We start from the raw sequence: 14711 nt of genomic DNA, 5'->3' as shown, positions 1-14711 counted from the left end.
CTCAAGAACCTTCGGCGGTCGGTTTAAAAGCCTAAGCTAAGAGGCCGACGAGCAGGTATGCCAGCCCACCCGCAGCCAGAGGACCGAGAATCCACCCCCGGACTATTCCAAGGAGAACCCTGACGTTTACATGCTCGCCCTTATAAGCACTAAGCCCGCTTATGGCGCCTATTATCGCCTGGCCAGAGCTAACTGGAAGGCCCAGCAGGTTAGCGGCGCTGACCGCTAAAGAAGCCCCTAACTGTGATGAGAAGGCCGAAGTTGGCCCCAGAGGAGAGAGGTTTCTTCCAACCGTCATCATGACCTCGTAGCTAAAGGTAAGCGCTCCAATAGCAAGCATAAGTGCAAGGACGACCTTGAAAGGCCCATCAAAGCCCAAGCTTTCTAGTATACCTGCCACGTTGGAGAGCTCGTTTGCACCGAGGTTGAAAGCTGAGAAAGAAGCCGCCGTGAATATCAGCCACCTCTGGCTCAGCTCCAAGTTTCTGAGGCACTTTACTTTCTTCAACACCGGGGAGTAGAGACGATAGACGACTATGGCCGCAAGAGCCGCCAGGATGGGGGAGAGAACCCATGCAAGGGCTATCCTCCCCAGCGTTCCCCAGTCCACAGACAGGCCAAGCGCAAGGGAGGCACCGGTTAAAGCTCCGAGGAGGGACTGAGTGGTTGAGATGGGCTTTCCCCAGAGGCTTGCAATTGTAACCGCCACCGCCGCGCTGAAGAGCACTAAACCGAGCGTCGGGGCTTCTATACCTCCGGCTAACCCGCTCACCGTTCCTGAAACGCCCGAACCGCCGAGAAGGACACCCAAAGTCGTAAATATCCCGATGAGCAGCACGGCCCGCTTGAATCCGATAACTCCAGACCCAACGGCGGTTCCAACGGCCTTTGCACTGTCGTTTGCGCCTATCGCCCAGGCCATGAAGAGGGCGGCGGTTATGAGGATCATCGTCATCACATCTATTTAGTCTATTGGCTAACACATAGTCTATATAGTTTATGTAGCACAGGGATGGGCATTTAAAGGTTTCGTCCAAAAGAGACAGGGAAAAGAGAGTCAAAGCCTGCTCAGGAGTAGCCTAACGTATCCGTAAACGTGGAGCATAAGGTAGAACAGCGCCCAGAACCACACGATGAAAGGAAACAGGAGCGCGTTTAGGAGTGAGCCCTCTTCAACGACCGTTGGCACGAGCATCGTGATAACCTCAAAGCCGTACCAGAGGAGGAAGAGCTCCCAGCGACCGAGAGCGAGCAGTAGCGGCGGGACGAGAATGTCAAGCAACGCAACGAAGTCGCCGAGGAGCAGAAAAGCCCAGTCCTTGGTGAAGCCGCCACCGAGGTTCTTCAGGTCGCCGAGGAACCAGCGCTTCCTCTGGCGCCAGAGTTTGGAGAGAGTATTATGCATCTCAGTATAAACCCTGGCCCTTGGGGCGTAGACGACCTTTCCGAGCTTTTTGATGGCTTTGGTTGTCGCGTAGTCCTCGACTATGTCCTCAACAAAGCCGCCAATTCTCTCGAGGGCTTCCCTTCTGAAGGCCGCTATAGGCCCGGGGGCGAGGCTTAAATCCTCGAGCTCTTTAGCGCGTCGGAACATGGCAATCCTCAGGTGTTCAATATCTTGAGCCCTCTCGAGAAAGGACGAGCCCATAACCCGTACTTGGCCGCCCACGCCAAGTACCTCATTGGAGTAGAAGCGTCTCACCAGCTCCTTCAGGGCGTTTTCATCAAGCTCGCTGTCTGCATCTGTGGTGACTATTATCTCCCCACTGGCTTTTGAGAGACCGAAGTTCAATGCTCTGGCCTTTCCGCTGTGTTCGTTTCTGTAAACCCTGAGCATCGGATCTTTAACGGAATTGGCTACCTCAAAGGTGTTGTCCTCGCTTCCATCATCGACAACTATGACCTCAAAGTCTGGGTAGTCCTGCCCGAGAGCGGCTTTGATGGACTTCAAAACGCGCTCTCCCTCGTTGTAGGCGGGTATGAGGAGGCTTACCTTCGGCGTCCATTCTTTAGTTCTGTAATTACGGAAAAGGCTAATTATGTAATTAAGGAAGAAGTAGCCATCCCAGAGGAATATCACCGCGAGGACCAACTCAAGGAGCATGGCCTAAAATCGAAGCGAGGCCTTAAAACTCAATCGCCCTTTCCGAGCCTGTACTTCACAACGTACCGTCCGTGCTCGAACTCATCCTCCTCAGCCGCGATGATCTCCACGAGCTCAATGTTGAGGCCAAATTCCATAGCCTCCCACTTTATGTCGTCAAAATAGTCATAGAGCCCACAGGTGGCGCAGAATGAACCTTCAAACTCTATGATTACTTCGTCATCTTTTCTCTTGACTATCCTTGCCTGGGCCTCGCTGCCGTGGAGCCTGTTGAACTCTTCAAGAACCTTTTTGAGTATTTCCATCTTCTCACCCAACTGGGGTTCATCATAAGCACTTAAAAAGTTTGTTAAGCCAACCGAATAGTTTAAAAATCCAAAAGCAAATGGTCGACCGATGAGTGAGGAGAGGATAAGATACGCCGTCAGGGAATACAATGATGAGGAGATATTCGAGATACTGAGCGAGCCGGTTAGGGAGTGGTCCAAGAGAAAGTTCGGCACCTTCACCCCGCCCCAGCGCTATGCGGTCATAGAAATACACAAGGGTGAGAACGTTCTCATATCCTCCCCGACGGGCTCAGGAAAGACCCTCTCCGCTTTTCTCGCTGCCATAAACGAGCTCATCCTCCTCGCCAAGGAAGGAAAGCTGGAGGACAAAATCTACGTCCTCTACGTTTCACCCCTCCGTGCGCTGAACAACGACATAAAGCGGAACCTTGAGGGGCCTCTCGCGGAGATAAAGGAAGTGGCAAAAGAGCTTGGCTACGAGCTGCCGGAGATAAGGGTCGGCATAAGGACGAGCGACACCTCGAGCTACGAGAAGAGCAAGATGGTGAGAAAACCACCCCACATACTCATAACCACTCCAGAAAGCCTCGCCATAGCGCTCAACGCGCCAAAGTTCCGCGAGAGGCTGAGAACTGTAAAGTACCTCATCATCGATGAGGTTCACGCCTTGGCCGAGAACAAGCGCGGTTCTCATCTGGCATTGAGCATCGAGCGCCTGGCAAATCTCGCCGAGAGTGAATTCGTCAGGATAGGCTTGAGTGCGACGATTCATCCACTTGAGGAAGTCGCCAAGTTCGTTTTCGGTTTTGACGATGAGGGCAAACCGAGGCCGGGCCTAATAGTTGACGTCAGCTTCGCCAAAGAGACCAGAATATGGGTCGAGAGCGTCGTCGAGGATTTGATTTACACTGACGCTGGAACCCTGAGCGACGCCCTCTACAAACGCCTCGCCGAGCTGATAAGAGAACATAGAACGACGCTAATCTTCACCAACACGAGAAACGGTGCGGAGAGGGTGGCCTTCAACCTGAAGAAGCGCTATCCGGAGTTTGAGGGACTGATCGAAGCTCATCACTCAAGCCTTTCGCGAGAGGTTCGTCTGGACGTCGAGGAGAAGCTAAAGAGGGGTGAGCTGAAGGCCGTCGTCACTTCGACAAGCTTAGAACTCGGCATTGACATCGGTACAATAGATTTGGTTGTCCTTATCGGTTCGCCAAAGAGCGTCAATAGAGCATTGCAGAGGATTGGAAGGGCCGGTCACAGGCTGCACGACGTGAGCAAAGGCGTCATTTTGGCCCTCGATAGGGATGATTTGGTTGAGGTTACCGTTTTGGCGCACAACGCCCGCAACAGGAGGCTTGACAGGGTTAGAATTCCGAAGAATCCTCTCGATGTTCTGGTTCAGCATTTGCTAGGAATGGCACTGAATCAGATCTGGGAGGTCAATGAGGCATACAAACTGGTAAGGAGGGCATATCCATTCCACGACCTGTCTTACGAGGACTTCATGAGCGTTCTGAGATATTTGGCTGGCGAATACGCTGGCCTTGCAGAGAGAAAAGTCTACGCAAAGATATGGCTTGAGGACGGTAAGTTCGGAAGGCGCGGCAAGATGACAAAGGCAATCTACTATATGAACGTCGGCACCATTCCAGACGAGGCCAAAATCCGAGTTTACACGATGGACAAGAAGCTGATAGGAACTGTAGAGGAGGAGTTCGCCGAGAGGCTCATGCCAGGAGACATCTTCGTTCTCGCCGGAAGAACCTACGAGTTCATCAAGAGCAGGGGCAACAAGATCTACGTTATTCCGCGCGAGGGCGCGAGGCCAACGATACCGGCGTGGTTCTCGGAGATGCTTCCGCTGAGCTTTGACCTTGCCCGGGATGTCCAGAGATTTAGGAGGGAAGTCAAGAACCTTCTAGACAAGAGGAACGCAAAGTCCCTCCTCATGAAGAAGTACGGCATAGATGAAAGAGCCTCGAGAGCAATTTTAACCTACTTCTGCGAGCAGGCACGCTATTCGGTGATTCCGGAAGACGGCACGGTGCTAGTTGAAGAGGCTCTTGGCGAGAAGAGAAACCGCTATTTCTTCCACACGCTCATCGGCAGGCGAGCAAACGACGCTTTAAGCAGGGCCTTTGCCTATCTCGTGAGCAAGTGGGAGGGCTGTAACGTCGGGATAGCGATAAATGACAACGGCTTTGCCCTTCTCCTGCCAGCAGACAAAAGACTGAGTGAGGAGGATATTAAAGCCCTCTTTGAGATTGAAGACTTGAGGGAGACGCTGAGGAAAGCCCTCGACAACACGGAGCTGTTGAAGAGGAGATTTAGACACGTTGCCAATCGCGGACTGCTCATTTTAAGGCGCTACATCGGGAGGAGCAAGAGGCTCGGCAGGCAGCAGGTCATGGCCGTTGCGCTCCTCAAGGTGCTCAAGGAGAACTATCCAGACTTTCCCCTTCTTAAAGAGGTGTACCGCGAGATAATGGAGGACAAGATGGATGTGAAAAGTGCCGAGCTCTTCCTGAGCTGGGTTCGCGACGGGAAAGTTAAGGTTGTGATCGATCACAACGAGCTGCCAAGTCCCTTCGCCTTCAACCTGGAGGCTATTGGCTCGAGCGACGTCGTTTTGATGGAAGACAGAAGGGAGCTCATCAAGCAGCTGCACAGAAAGATAATGGCGATGATAGAAGCATCAGGGTGAAGAAATCACGCGATCGTTATGGACCACTATCCCCCTGTCAGTAATTTCATACGGCCTGATGGTTCCGTCGAAGCCGCTCCCTCTAAATTTGGTTATCTTGATGCCCCGGGAGAGTCTCCCGTCGACTTCGAAGGCCTTCAGCTCTATCACACCGCTCACAAGGTACTCCTCGATGTCCGTTCTCTGAAGCTCCGATGTCAGCAGAACGGTCGTCCTCATCCTCATCATCGTCTTTATGAAGGTCAGGAAGGCCCTCCTGTACTCTATCTCCTTCGTCGCTGTCAGCTTGAGCATGGTTACGGGATCGAGAATTATCCGGGTGTAGTGCTTTGTGCGGAGCTGCTGCTTTATGGCCTCCGTCATCCTCTCTATGTTCTTAGCGAAGGACTCAAAGAAGTCGTCTACGAGAACGTATCTCTCAGCCGTTGGAGTCGCGTCTATCAGGGTGAACCTGGGATCGCGGAGGTTAAATCCCAGCTTGATCATGTCCGCTCTGAGGTTATCTGCTGGCTCTTCTAAGGTCACGTAGAGAACGTTCTCTCCGTTGGCAATGCCGGCCATGGCAAAGTGCATCGCAAACGTCGTTTTTCCAGTTCCGGGAGCTCCCTTGACTAGGTATGTTCTACCAGGAATGAGACCCCCATTTAGCATTGCATCGAGCCCGGGAATACCAGTTGATATCCGTGTGTTCTCCATGTCTCGCTCCCTAATCTAACTCTCCCCAAGGGAATATAAGAACCTTTCGAGCTTCGGCAAATCTCAAGATACTTACATCTTGATAAGTATCCACTAGTTAGGAGAAAATTCATTATCAGATACTTCGGCCGAGAAACTTAACTTGGCACCAATCAGCTCAATGATGGAAAAAAAGAAAAAGCCTAGACCCCCAGTACCTTAATCACGAACGCCAGCAAGTCAGTTAATTCTCTCGCCCTCGTCTCAGGCGAAGCGCCCATGTGGCCGCTCTTGGTCTCGATGCGCAGATAAACGGGCGCGCCGACCTCCCTCAGCTTCATGAAGAACTTGATGGCATGTGCTGGGTGAACCCTGTCATCATATAAGCCAGTGTAGAGGAGCGTTGGCGGATATTTCTGCCTTTTGACGTTGTGGTAGGGGCAGTACTTCAGCAGAAACTCCCTGTCCTTCGGGTCGTCGGGATTGCCGTACTCAGGGACCCAAACACTGCCGATGTAGAGCTTGTGGAAGCGACGCATGTCAATGACGGGATAGCCTATCAGTGCCGCGTCCATTACGTCCGGCCTCTGAACGAGCGTCGCTGAGACGAGCAGTCCGCCGTTGCTCCTGCCCCATGCGGCCACTTTGTAACCTTTGGCCTTGAGCTTACCGAGAACGGCTATGAAATCATCGAAGACGTTCTGCTTGTTTTCCCTCATTCCGGCACGGTGCCACTCTTCGCCGTATTCACTACCTCCCCTGAGGTTGGCCATTACAAAGGTTCCGCCGCGCCGGATGAACGGAATCGCCTGCGGGAAGAACCTCGGGGTCAGGGAAATGTTGAAGCCGCCGTAGCCGAAGACCCAGGCCTTCCTCTCGCCCCCCTCACCTTTGACTAGGAAGTAATGAATCCTCGTGCCGTCCCCCGACATCGCGAAGTCCTCGCTCACCTGAAAGTCACCTTCAACTTTCCTCTCGTCGAGAAGCTTCAGCTCTCCGTCAAACTCGTAGAGCCTGTAGGGGACGGTGAAGCTCTCGTATCGGAGGATAACCTTCTTGCCATCGGTGTCGAGTGGGTAGAGGCTTCCGGGCAGGTCAAAGATAATCTCGTCGAGCTTCTTGCCATTAAGTGAGTAGACCTCGAGCCTGTGGCTGGCATGGACGAGCCTGCCGGCTAGGATTCTGTCGCTTACTATTACTGCCCACTCCAGCGGGAACTCGCCCTCGGGAATAACCTCCTCGATTTCGCCATCCTCGATTGCGATGACCTTTCCGAGGCCCTTTCCTTCCTTCGTGAGGATGTAGATCTTTCCATCGACAACGTCTATCGGCTGTGCCGGAACCTCAGCTGAGTAAACCTTCTTCCACTTTTCGGGCTCCTCTATGAGGCCGAGGTATATCTCAGCCTTGTTCCAGCCAAAGGTCACCACTACCATCGCCCACTTTCCGTCGGTGCTCTTCCCCATGTTGATGAAGTAGCCTGAGCCGAGGCCCCCACCGAAGACCATCCTTTCACCGCTCTCGTCCTTGAAGAAGAGCCTCACCGCCGGCGGCTCCATTCCATCGGGGGTCTTCTCCTTTCTGTAGAAGCGCGCGAAGTAGTAGCCGTCCTCGAGGAAGATGATTCCCCAAACTGAAGGTCTAATCTCTTCGATGAGTTTCCCGCTCTCGAGGTCGATTATCCTTGTTATCCCCTCGTCCGCCCCCCCAATGGAGAAGCTGTAGGCGAGCCTTTTTCCTTCGCTATCTGCTGTGAAGCCCTGCAAAAGCACTTCATCACCGAGCTCTTCTTCAAGCTTTTTGGAATCGACTATCACATCACCGTCAAGCCACTTAACGACCTGCCTTCCGGCCTCGTTGACCATTACGAGCGTGCCCCGTTCGGTCAGCTTTGCCATTCTAACGATGGGCAGAAAGTAGAGCTCCTTGACCTCTGGGAAAAGCTCGTCGCTGAGCTCTCCAACGAACTCCCTAAAGCGTTTGTTCTCCTCCTCAACCAGCTTGAGAACACGCTCGTCCTGGAGGTTCTCCATCCAGACGTATGGGTCCTCCATGAAAATCACCGCTTTAACGTTATGAGGAAGACAATAAAAAGATTCCGTGGTGTTAAGTTGGGGGAGCTTAAAAGAGAAGGTTCAAGGCTTAACTGCCGCTTTCCAACCACCCTCTTTTTCAACCACCGCAATTGCCAGCACAGGATGAGAGAACTCCAGCCTTAAGACTTTCTCGGCCAGTTCTTCGGCATTCGAAAAGCTCAGCTCCAGCTCTTCAATGCCATCGACGTTGTACGTCGCGGTAAAGAGGGCCTTTCCTTCCTCCAGCTTAATGGCTTTAACCCAGAGCTCTTCTCTGCCAACGAAGCCGAGCCAGCCTCTAGCTTTCCCGCACTCCACTATGACAGCTATCCTTGGTGTGCTGTAGTCATCACGCTCGTAGTCGAGGGCGTCGAGGACATGGATCAACGCTTTTCTCGGGCTTTCCTCTTCGAGAGCCTGGGCCATAAAGACAGTCTGCAGTCCGTTGCTCACGACCGCGTAGTTTTCGAGCAGCTTCACAACGGGATAGCTCACGTAGGGGTTGTCAGTCTCGGTCTGGTTGGCTATGTAAATTTCGTTTCCCCGAATAACCGCCCTCCTGTTAGGGAATGAGCGGGAGTTCAGGCGGTAGAAGGCGAAGGGCCTCCCGTTGTTTAGGCCCACTCCGAGCATTCTCCCGACGTACCTCAAGTTACCACCTCCTCGAGACGGTCCTCCTCGAGGGCGAGCTTAATCTCGCGCGCTATCCTCTCGCCCATGAGCATCGGCCTCTCCCAGTAGAGGGCCGAGTACCAGTGTTTGGCATTGCTGCCGCCGTCTATGCGCGAGGCGAAGCCTATGCAGCGGAATTCACCATCGTAGGCGAAGTGGAGAGCGAAGGGACCTATAATACCGGGAGGTTCAAGCTCTTCCATGGCCTTGACGAAAACCAATCCGTAATCATAGAGCATTGGAATGAGCGACTCCCTCAGCGCTACGGCCTTGTTTCCCGCTATGGTGTATGGGAGGATCTTGAAGGGCCGCCTCTTGTTTGCGTCCGCGATGACCAGGCGCTCATCAATGCCAAAGAGCTCCAAACGGTTTAAAATCGGCGAATAGAAGAAGTGGACGTAGAGGTAAACGCCGTCTGTGAAGCGTTCAATCCTGTAGGGTTCGCTCAGACCTTTGATCTTCTCCTCCAGTTCATAACCGTAAGCCAAAAAGTGCCCGCTTCCACCCCTCGGTCCCTCAAGGCGGACAAAGTAAAGCTCGTCTGGCTTAGCCTCTTCGGGCTCGATGACCTCAACCATCGGGATGCCGGCCTTTTTAAGGGCCCTATCCTGGAGTTCAAAGCTGGTTTCCCACTTGAGGAAACGCTTGTTGCCGAAGAACTTAGTGTTTGCTTTCTCGATGGTCTCTATGCCAAGGTAGGCCACGAAAGAGCCGTGGGGTACGACGATGCCGTCATCACCGAGTACTTCCCTCATGTTTTCCGTTACGACGATTTCATCGACGAGCGGGATGAAGGAGTAGAAGGCCTTTCTATTCGGTTTGACGTAGAGCCTCGTTCTGAAGCCCTCTCTCTTTACCCCCATGAGTATCTGAAGAGAGGAATGGGAAGCTATGGTGGAGATTATCATTCTACCACCTCCAGGAGCTCTTCCTGGCTCAAAAGCCTTCCGCCCTTCATAACGCGCATCGTGTCGCCGCTGAGCTCGTCTATCACCAGAAGCTCTCCATTCAGCCTGCCGAACTCCAGCTTGAAGTCTATTAGCTCAAGCCCCTTTGCGGAGAAGAACTCCGCCAGGATTTCGGCGACCCTTTTCGTTACCTCCTTCATTTCCTCCAGCTCTCCTTCGCTCGCTATACCAAGCCGTAATATTGCTTCTTCGGTTATGAGGGGATCACCGAGCGAGTCGTCCTTGAGGGTGAACTCGACTATTCCCAGCTCTTGAAGGGACTCCACCCAGCCGCTGTATTTCCTGAGAAAGCTTCCGTAAGCCTTGAAGCGGTATATAGTCTCCAGAGGAATCCTCTCTGCCTTCAGAAAGCGCGCCCTTCTCTCGTCAATCCGCTCGACGAAGTGGGTCCTTATCCCGTTCCTTTCCAGCAGGCTGAAGAGGAACTCCGTCTGCTTGAGAACTGCACTCCCCTTGCCAGGTTTCTCGCCTATCACCTCGTTGCCACCCGTGTCTTCTCTGCCGTCTTCGCCCAGCAGGGAGTCCTTGAAGTAAAAGACCAGATACGGACCATCCTCGTAAACGTCCTTCGTCTTGCCGCAGTAGATGAGCCTCACTCTGCCTCACCTGTCCTCAGCATGTCGTTGATGAGCTTTATCGCGCATAAATCGCCGCACATGGAGCATGCCTCGGTCTTTGTCGGTCTATCCTTCCTTATCTCGACGAACATCTCCTTGTCCTCGCTGAGTTCGAACTGCTTCGCCCAGTTCAGCCTTCCCCTCGCGAGGCTCATGAGGTAATCCTTCTTAAAATCGGCCTCGAAGCGCGTTAGATTGACTGCGTGAGCGGCTATCCTGGTAGCTATAACCCCCTCCCTCACGTGCTCGACAGTCGGGAGGCCGAGGTGCTCCGCTGGGGTGACGTAGCAGAGGAAGTCAGCCCCGTTTAGAGCGGCTATTGCTCCGCCTATGGCCGCCGTGATGTGGTCATAGCCTGGGAAGACATCGGTAACTATCGGACCTAACACATAGAAAGGAGCGTTATCCGTGGCGATCTTGGCCAGCTTCACCTGGGCTGCTATCTGGTCTATCGGAACGTGGCCGGGCCCTTCAACCATGGTCTGAACTCCTGCCTCTCTGGCTCTCCTAACGAGCCTTCCGAGGGTATAAAGCTCGGCTATCTGCAGTTCATCGCCAGCATCGGGCAGTCCACCAGGCCTCAACCCGTCGCCGAGGCTTAGGACGACATCGTACTCCTTGGCGAGCTCAAGGAGGTAGTCGTAGTTCTTGTAGAAGAGGTTCTCCTCGCCCCAGTGGAGTATCCACGCTGCCAGAAACGTTCCGCCACGGGAGACCATGCCGACGATCCTCTTGGTTCTCTTCATCTTCTCGACGACCTCTTTCGTAACTCCAACGTGTATCGTCGTGTAGTCAACGCCGTCCCTGAAGTGCCTCTCCAAAGCCCTCCACATGTCGTCCTCAGTCATGTCGATGATGGCCTTTCCCTTGGCCAGCATCTCCTCGGCGGCCTGGTAGATGGGAACGGTGCCAATGGGAACGTCCACAGACTTCATTATGCGCTTTCTTATTTCATCGAGGTCGCCGCTAGTTGAGAGGTCCATTATGGTATCGGCGCCGTATTTGACCGCGATTTTGGCCTTCTCTATCTCAGCCTCGACGTCTACTATGTCGCGCGAGGTGCCTATGTTGGCGTTGACCTTAACGCGGACGACTTCACCAACTGCAACGGGCTTGACCCAATCGTGCCTTACGTTGCGGAATATGACGGTGTGGCCTTTGGCGACGCTTCTCCTCAGCTTTTCAGCACTTATCCCCTCGCGCTCCGCTATGAACTTCATTTCCTCCGTAATTACCCCCCGTCTAGCTTCCTCCAGCTGGTCATTGCCACCACCATGTATAACAAGGTTTTTAAATTTCAAAACTTAGTTTTCACCGTAGCTTATAAGATTTGGGGTGGTCAGAATGCTGAAAGACGTCGAGATAAGTGGGGCGATAATCGAGGCCTACATGAAAGACCTGCTCGACAACCTCACGCTTGATGTTGCCATCATCGGTGCTGGCCCATCGGGCATGGTTGCGGCTTACTATCTCGCCAAGGGCGGAGCAAAGGTGGCAATCTTCGAGAAGAAGCTCAGCGTGGGCGGTGGAATCTGGGGCGGCGCGATGGGCTTCAACAGGATCGTCGTGGAGGAGAGAGCCAGGAAGATACTCGATGAGTTTGGGATAAATTATGGGGAGTTCAGACCGGGTCTTTACGTAGCCGACGCGATTGAAGTTGCCACGACGATAGCCAGCAGGACGGTGAAGGCTGGGGTAAAGATATTCAACATGTTTGAGGTCGAGGACTTAGTAGTTAAAAACGACCGCGTGGCTGGTGTGGTCATAAACTGGACGCCGGTGAAGATGACGGGCCTCCACGTGGATCCCCTAACTGTTGAGGCAAGGTTCGTGATTGATTCAACGGGCCATGGAGCTCAGGTAACTCAGCACCTGCTGAAGAGAGGGCTGATAGAGAAGCTCCCGGGGGAGGGCCCCATGTGGGCCGAGATTGGTGAGAGGCTCACGGTGGAGCATACTGGGGAGGTCTTCCCGGGACTGTACGTCACAGGCATGGCGGCAAACGCAGTTGCAGGTGCCCCTAGGATGGGGCCGATATTCGGCGGCATGTTCCTGAGCGGGAGAAAAGCAGCCATTGAAATCTTCGAGAAGCTCAAGGTGTGAGCCATGGCCGTCTTGATAATAGCGGGCCTCGACACCGGCGGCGGGGCTGGAATAGCAGCCGACATAAAGACCGTCTCAGCCCTCGGTCTCCATCCACTCCCTATCCTTTCTGCGGTAACCTACCAGAACCCCGATGGAGTCAGAGGCTACCATGTCCTTCCCCCAGAGCTCATCCGCGGGGAGATAAGGGCCGTCAAGGATTTCTTCGAGATTGAGGCGGTAAAAATAGGTATGCTCGGCAACGGAGAGGCTGTAAGAATAGTCGCCGAGGAAACGGGGGGCCTTTTGAGGGTTCTTGACCCTGTTTTGGCTTCCTCCATCGGTCATCCCCTGATAGACTTGGAAGGCATCGAGACGCTAAAGGACCTCCTGATTCCAGGTTCAATAGTCACGCCGAACGTTCCAGAGGCCGAGAAGCTTACGGGGATGAAGGTTTCAAGCGTTGAAGGCATGAAGAAGGCCGCCAGGATTCTCGTTGAGGAGTTCGGAGCCAAAGCGGCCGTCGTTAATGGAGGACACCTCGACTACACCGACGTCCTCTACTGGAATGGAGAGTTCTACGAGTTCCGAGGTGAGATGATTGAAGGCTTCACCCACGGAACGGGCTGCGCATTTTCTTCGGCTTTGGCTTCCCTCCTCGCCAAGGGGATGGAGCTTCCAGAGGCCGTGGAGGAGGCAAAGCGCTTCGTTGAAACTGCGATAAGGTTCTCCTCCAGAGAGGGCAAGTGCATTAACCCCCTTGCACCGCTTGAAATCGACGTCGAGCGCTGGAGGACCTATTCAGGGCTCAAAAATGAAGTGAAAAGACTCATGAAGATGGGTGAGCTTTTGAACCCTCTCGTTCCGGAGGTTGGGACGAACTTTGCCTACGCCACTCCCCAAGGCGAGGTCTTCGCTGTGAATGGCAGGATAGTGCGCTACGGAAAAACGATTAAACCAGTTGGGCCGGTCGAGCTAAACGCGTCGGACCACCTAAAACGAGCCCTCCTCAAGTTCCGTGAGTTTTACCCTGAGGTAAGGGCAGTTATCAACCTCCGCTATTCAAGGGAGCTCATCGAGAGGGCAGAAAAGCTGGGCCTTATGGTTTCCTTCTACGACAGGCGCGAGGAGCCAGGGGATGTTAAGGCCAGGGAGGGCGGAACGATTCCGTGGGGCATAGAGACGGCGATAAGGAGGGTCGGGGACAGGCCCGACGTCATATATCACCTTGGTGACTGGGGCAAGGAGCCGATGGTCCTTATATTTGGAGAGAATCCGTTGAAGGTTCTTGAAAAAGTCAAGGGACTCTTGGACGTTCCAAGAGGGCAATCCTAAGGTGTTCCAGTGTGGTTCCTCGACTGGCTCAGGCCGATGGTACGACAGTCGATAGAGACATCTAGAACGTGTCTTCCCCCCTTATTTTTTCTCGCTGTCCATATGGCCGTATCAATCAGATCGGTCCTCTCAAGGGCCAAATAGCTTTCGGGCTCTCCTTATGAATCCCATAAATGTTTGCTTTCTCTCAACGGGCTTCAAAGTGAGCTCCTATCTTGGTGTCCCACACAGACGTAATGGGTCTTCCGTTGATAACTGTGGATAAATAACTTAAATAAATGGGAAATAATGACCCTAAAGTACCTAAAGTTTTGTTAAAGACCGCTGAATTATGCAACTACAATCATAACCCATACAGCGGGAGTTTTAAATTACGAACACTAACGTTCTAGGTAGTAGCATTTACAGGGGTATAATCCAAATACTCCTAAGTGCCGAATTTAATGAAACTGTCACCTTGATAATCAACATAGCCACGGTGGCCTTGGCAGTTAAATTCAGAAAGTTCTTCCGGAGCACGTATCCCGGCGTAGGAAAGTTCTACGATGCACTTCTCCTCGCCACAATTGTATGGTTTATCGCAGAATGCTTCTATGCCCAGGCTATTTCTCTGGCTATTTCAGCGAAGAGTTCATGGAAAAATCTGAATTGATAGCAGATAACATATGGATAGTGTTTCAGCTGCTGTTTTTCTATGCCTTTGCATTGCTGTTTGGGGCACTTATAAACAACTATCGGGTGAAGGTCTTTAAAGAGGTTCCAAAAGGCGGTGAGAACGAATCGGCGTTAATGTTACCCCTGGCACACACATAGTTTTCCCAGGAAAGGCGGAAGGGTTTTTCCTGAGCCTCTTGAAGAAATATCCTGGCCTATGATTTCAAGAACACCCCCGGAGGAAATCAAGAGGAGACTCGGGCTTGAGCGGACGCCCGTCATATGGATCACGAGAGTAGACGGGAAATCGCACGTTTCCCCCACCCGTCTTGAGTACTCGGGGACATCTGGTGGTCGAGTTCTTCAAGGAAAACGAAACACCCAAGGTCGTTATGATAGACTGTCTAGAGTATCTCGTTATCGAGAACGGCTTTCAGCAGGTTTTCAAGTTTTTTAAAATCTCAAAGACCATGCCCTGATAACCAATTCGATTATTCTCCTGGCAACGTCCCAAGAAGTCTGGAGAAACAAT

General features: G+C 52.9%; 14 protein-coding genes. 5 read left to right on the top strand and 9 right to left on the bottom strand.

The window, feature by feature from the left end; translation table 11 throughout:
- Window positions 1-31: 31 nt before the first annotated feature.
- The 3 genes from A7C91_RS09120 to A7C91_RS09110 form a co-directional block, all read right to left on the bottom strand.
- On the bottom strand, window positions 32-949 hold the full coding sequence (locus A7C91_RS09120) for an inorganic phosphate transporter (RefSeq protein WP_068666846.1): 918 nt from the start codon (window positions 947-949) through the stop codon (window positions 32-34).
- 108 nt (window positions 950-1057) lie between these two features.
- Window positions 1058-2104, bottom strand: a complete 1047-nt coding sequence (locus A7C91_RS09115; protein ID WP_068666844.1) for a glycosyltransferase family 2 protein — start codon at window positions 2102-2104, stop codon at window positions 1058-1060.
- 29 nt (window positions 2105-2133) lie between these two features.
- Complete coding sequence (locus tag A7C91_RS09110; RefSeq protein ID WP_068666841.1) at window positions 2134-2409, bottom strand: hypothetical protein; 276 nt, start codon at window positions 2407-2409, stop codon at window positions 2134-2136.
- Between the two features lie 91 nt (window positions 2410-2500).
- Here A7C91_RS09110 and A7C91_RS09105 point away from each other — a divergent pair, with 91 nt between their 5' ends.
- Window positions 2501-5101, top strand: a complete 2601-nt coding sequence (locus tag A7C91_RS09105) for an ATP-dependent helicase (protein ID WP_068666839.1) — start codon at window positions 2501-2503, stop codon at window positions 5099-5101.
- Here A7C91_RS09105 and A7C91_RS09100 read toward each other — a convergent pair.
- The 6 genes from A7C91_RS09100 to thiC all read right to left on the bottom strand — a co-directional run bounded on the left by A7C91_RS09100 (window position 5093) and on the right by thiC (window position 11388).
- Entirely contained in the window at window positions 5093-5797 is a 705-nt protein-coding gene (locus tag A7C91_RS09100) for an RAD55 family ATPase (protein ID WP_068666837.1), read from the bottom strand. The two genes, A7C91_RS09105 and A7C91_RS09100, sit on opposite strands and share 9 nt — an antisense overlap.
- A 182-nt stretch (window positions 5798-5979) precedes the next feature.
- Window positions 5980-7830, bottom strand: coding sequence for a prolyl oligopeptidase family serine peptidase (locus A7C91_RS09095; protein ID WP_068666835.1), 1851 nt, complete (start codon window positions 7828-7830; stop codon window positions 5980-5982).
- Between the two features lie 81 nt (window positions 7831-7911).
- On the bottom strand, window positions 7912-8502 hold the full coding sequence (locus A7C91_RS09090) for an IMP cyclohydrolase (RefSeq protein ID WP_068666833.1): 591 nt from the start codon (window positions 8500-8502) through the stop codon (window positions 7912-7914).
- Window positions 8499-9431: a formate--phosphoribosylaminoimidazolecarboxamide ligase gene (locus A7C91_RS09085; RefSeq protein ID WP_068666831.1), complete on the bottom strand. Its 933-nt coding sequence runs from the start codon at window positions 9429-9431 to the stop codon at window positions 8499-8501. The genes A7C91_RS09090 and A7C91_RS09085 overlap by 4 nt, the downstream gene beginning before the upstream one ends.
- Complete coding sequence (locus A7C91_RS09080) at window positions 9428-10087, bottom strand: phosphoribosylaminoimidazolesuccinocarboxamide synthase (RefSeq protein ID WP_068666829.1); 660 nt, start codon at window positions 10085-10087, stop codon at window positions 9428-9430. The genes A7C91_RS09085 and A7C91_RS09080 overlap by 4 nt, the downstream gene beginning before the upstream one ends.
- Window positions 10084-11388: a phosphomethylpyrimidine synthase ThiC gene (gene thiC, locus A7C91_RS09075; protein ID WP_267886263.1), complete on the bottom strand. Its 1305-nt coding sequence runs from the start codon at window positions 11386-11388 to the stop codon at window positions 10084-10086. Before thiC ends, A7C91_RS09080 begins: the two co-directional genes overlap by 4 nt.
- Before the next feature lie 64 nt (window positions 11389-11452).
- Between thiC and A7C91_RS09070 the strand changes: the two genes are divergently transcribed.
- From A7C91_RS09070 to A7C91_RS10845, 4 genes are all read left to right on the top strand, one after another.
- Window positions 11453-12211, top strand: coding sequence for a sulfide-dependent adenosine diphosphate thiazole synthase (locus A7C91_RS09070; protein ID WP_068666827.1), 759 nt, complete (start codon window positions 11453-11455; stop codon window positions 12209-12211).
- Between the two features lie 3 nt (window positions 12212-12214).
- Window positions 12215-13525 carry a bifunctional hydroxymethylpyrimidine kinase/phosphomethylpyrimidine kinase gene (gene thiD, locus A7C91_RS09065; protein WP_068666825.1) on the top strand — a complete coding sequence of 437 codons (1311 nt, stop codon included), beginning with the start codon at window positions 12215-12217 and terminating at the stop codon, window positions 13523-13525.
- Window positions 13526-13982: 457 nt separating this feature from the next.
- On the top strand, window positions 13983-14177 hold the full coding sequence (locus A7C91_RS11260; RefSeq protein WP_199920021.1) for a hypothetical protein: 195 nt from the start codon (window positions 13983-13985) through the stop codon (window positions 14175-14177).
- Between the two features lie 352 nt (window positions 14178-14529).
- On the top strand, window positions 14530-14658 hold the full coding sequence (locus A7C91_RS10845; RefSeq protein ID WP_199920020.1) for a DUF835 domain-containing protein: 129 nt from the start codon (window positions 14530-14532) through the stop codon (window positions 14656-14658).
- Window positions 14659-14711: the final 53 nt, after the last annotated feature.

The sequence above is a fragment of the Thermococcus piezophilus genome, from assembly GCF_001647085.1.
GTDB lineage: Archaea > Methanobacteriota_B > Thermococci > Thermococcales > Thermococcaceae > Thermococcus > Thermococcus piezophilus.
The sequence above is the reverse complement of the archived record's forward strand: the minus strand, read 5'-3'. Positions and strand labels throughout refer to the sequence as shown.